Source organism: Clostridium sp., from assembly GCF_051656525.1.
Lineage (GTDB): Bacteria > Bacillota > Clostridia > Clostridiales > Clostridiaceae > Clostridium.
This window is the reverse complement of sequence record NZ_JBOGCC010000223.1, coordinates 1-3,856: the sequence shown is the minus strand read 5'-3', so window position 1 is coordinate 3,856 and position 3,856 is coordinate 1. Positions and strand designations below refer to the sequence as shown.

The window sequence follows — 3,856 nt, the reverse complement described above, 5'->3', positions numbered from 1 at the left end:
ACTTCTCCCCTTGACCATGCTCTTATCTGCTCAGGAGATGCTAAACCTATTTGTATTGCATCAAAATTATTTAATTCAAACAAGGGTAATCCTCCCTTCAAAATTAGTGTTCATCATTAAAATCATCAAGCTCTAAATTATCTTCTAAATCTTCAAGTTGGAATCCATCGAATTCTTCTTCTTCAACTTCTTCCTCTGAAGTGTAACTATCATCTGTATTAGCTACAGATTCTCCTGGAACAAGTCTCTCTGCTCCCTCAATATTAACTTCTATCTCCTCTGATTCTTCCTCAGCTGATTCTTTTAATCTAACTTCCTCATTTTCATCATTTAAAACTTTAACATCTAAACATAATGCCTGTAATTCCTTAATAAGAACCTTAAATGATTCTGGAACTCCTGGCTCAGGGATATTTTCACCCTTAACTATAGCTTCATAAGTTTTAACTCTTCCAACAACGTCATCAGACTTAACAGTTAATATTTCTTGTAATGTATGAGCCGCACCATATGCTTCTAATGCCCAAACTTCCATCTCTCCGAATCTCTGACCACCAAATTGAGCTTTTCCTCCAAGTGGTTGTTGAGTTACAAGTGAGTATGGACCAGTTGATCTTGCGTGTATCTTATCATCTACTAAATGAGCAAGTTTTAAGATATACATGATACCAACTGTTACTTCGTTATCAAATGCTTCTCCTGTTCTACCATCATATAATACAGTTTTTCCATGAGCATTATATCCTGCTTTCACTAAGCATTCTTCAATATCACTTTCTGTCGCACCATCAAATACTGGGGTAGCTATATGCCATCCTAATTGACTTGCAGCCCAACCTAAGTGTACTTCTAATACCTGCCCAATATTCATACGCGATGGAACCCCTAATGGGTTTAAACAGATTTGAAGTGGTCTTCCATCTGGTAAGAATGGCATATCTTCTTCTGGAAGAACTCTTGAAATAACCCCTTTGTTACCATGACGTCCTGCCATTTTATCCCCAACAGAGATTTTTCTCTTTTGAGCAATGTAACATCTAACTAATTCGTTAACTCCTGGGTTTAATTCATCACCATTTTCTCTTGTAAATACTTTAATATCTACAATTATACCAGCTTCTCCATGAGGTACTCTTAATGAAGTATCTCTAACTTCTCTAGCTTTTTCACCGAATATAGCTCTTAATAGTCTTTCTTCAGCAGTTAATTCAGTTTCACCTTTTGGAGTTACTTTACCAACTAAGATATCTCCTGATCTAACTTCTGCACCAATTCTAATAATTCCTCTTTCATCGATGTCTTTTAAAGCATCTTCACTTACATTAGGAATATCTCTAGTTATTTCTTCAGGTCCTAACTTAGTGTCTCTTGCTTCACATTCATATTCTTCTATATGAATAGATGTAAATACATCTTCTCTAACTAATTCTTCCGAAATAAGCATCGCATCCTCATAGTTATAACCTTCCCAAGTTATGAATCCCATTCTAATGTTTTTACCTAATGCTATTTCTCCTAGATCTGTAGATGGTCCATCTGCAAGTACCTGATTCTTAAATACCATTTCTCCAACATTTACTAGCGGTCTTTGATTGATACAAGTCCCTTGGTTACTTCTTTTGAACTTTAATAATTTATAAGTGTCAACGCCACCATCTAAATCTCTTTTAACTTTAATTTCACTAGCACTTACATAAGTAACTACTCCAGCATTTTTAGCTTTTGGTAGTACCCCTGAATCTGCTGCTGCTCTATATTCAATTCCCGTTCCTACTATTGGTGCTTGTGGCTTTAATAGTGGCACTGCTTGACGTTGCATGTTTGATCCCATTAAGGCTCTTGTAGCATCATCATTCTCTAAGAACGGAATCATAGCTGTTGCAACAGATACGATTTGTCTTGGCGAAACATCCATTAAATCAACTTCACTTGATGGAACAACCATTACTTCTTCTAAGTATCTAACAGTTACTTTATCATGTGTGAAGTATCCATTCTCATCCATAGGCTCATTTGCCTGTGCAACAAGATATTGATCTTCTTCATCTGCAGTAAAGTATCTAATTTCATCAGTTGCTCTCTTATTCTCTTTATCTACAATTCTATACGGTGTTTCAATAAATCCATATTCATTTACTCTTGCATAAGTCGCTAATGAGTTGATAAGACCTATATTTGGTCCCTCAGGTGTTTCAATAGGACACATTCTACCATAATGTGAATGGTGAACGTCTCTAACTTCGAAACCAGCTCTTTCTCTTGAAAGTCCTCCAGGCCCTAATGCAGATAATCTTCTCTTATGAGTTAATTCAGATAATGGATTTGTTTGATCCATGAATTGTGATAACTGTGAACTACCAAAGAATTCTTTAATAGCTGCAGCAACTGGTCTAATATTTATAAGCATTTGTGGAGTTATTGCTTCCTGATCTTGAATAGTCATTCTTTCTTTAACTACTCTTTCCATTCTTGATAAACCAATTCTAAATTGATTTTGTAACAATTCTCCAACTGATCTTAATCTTCTGTTTCCTAAGTGATCTATATCATCTACATATCCAATACCATAAGCTAACCCTAACTCATAACTAATAGTTGAGAATATATCATCTTTAATTATGTGTTTTGGTATTAATTTATTGATATTTTTCTTAATTTCTTCCTTAATACTCGCTTCATCGCTAAAGTTATCAAGAATTTCTCTTAATGTTGGATAGTGAACTAATTCTTTAATATTTAAATCACTTAAATCAAAAGAAATATGTTTACTAATATCAACGAAATGGTTACCTATAACTCTGATAATTTTATCTTCAACTAAAACGTCAACCATATTTATACCAGCATTTTGGATTTCAACTGCCATTTCTCTAGTTATTTTTTGTCCTTGCTCTACCATTATTTCTCCTGTTAAAGGATTAATAACATCAGAAGCAGCTACTTGGTTAGCTAATCTTAAGTTTATAGCAAGTTTTTTATTAAACTTATATCTACCAACTCTTGAAAGATCGTATCTCTTAGCATCAAAGAATAATGAGTCTATTAACGACATGGCGCTATCCACTGTTGGTGGCTCACCTGGTCTTAATCTTTTATAGATTTCTAATAGAGCTTCTTCTCTAGTCTTTGTATTATCTTTTTCGATACTTGCTTGGAATCTTTCTTCCTCACCAAAGTATTCTAATAACTCTTGATCACTTCCCATACCCATAGCTCTTGCTAAGATACTAATTGGAAGTTTTCTAGTTTTGTCAATTCTAACATATATAATATCATTAGAATCTGTTTCATATTCAAGCCATGCACCTCTATTAGGGATAACAGTAGCTGAGAATAATTTCTTACCGTGTTTATCACGATTTAGGCTATAATATACTCCTGGAGATCTAACTAATTGGCTTACGATAACTCTCTCAGCTCCATTAATTATAAAAGTTCCTTGTTCAGTCATTAATGGGAAATCACCCATAAATACTTCTTGCTCTTTTATTTCTCCTGTTTCAGTATTAGTAAGTCTTACTGATACTTTTAGTGGCGCAGCATAAGTAGCGTCTCTCTCCTTACACTCTTCCACTGAATATTTGATATTATCCATATCAAGTTTGTAATCTACAAACTCAAGTACAAGATTCCCCGTAAAGTTTCCAATAGGATTTATGTCATCAAATACTTCGTGAAGACCTTCCTTTAAAAACCATTGATATGAATCTAATTGTACTTCTATAAGATTTGGCATATCCGCAGCGGCTTTAACTTTACCAAAACTCATTCTTGTTCTTTTTCCAGATTGGACAGGATGTACCATGAATTTTCACCCCTTGTATAAACTAAAATAACCAAAAGCATAATTTCCCTA

1 protein-coding gene is annotated in these 3,856 nt (G+C 34.2%); it reads right to left on the bottom strand.

What is annotated here, in order from left to right; translation table 11 throughout:
* Positions 1-103: 103 nt before the first annotated feature.
* Complete coding sequence (gene rpoB / locus ACRDDY_RS10940) at positions 104-3,805, bottom strand: DNA-directed RNA polymerase subunit beta (protein WP_438564986.1); 3,702 nt, start codon at positions 3,803-3,805, stop codon at positions 104-106.
* Between the last annotated feature and the right edge of the window lie 51 nt (positions 3,806-3,856).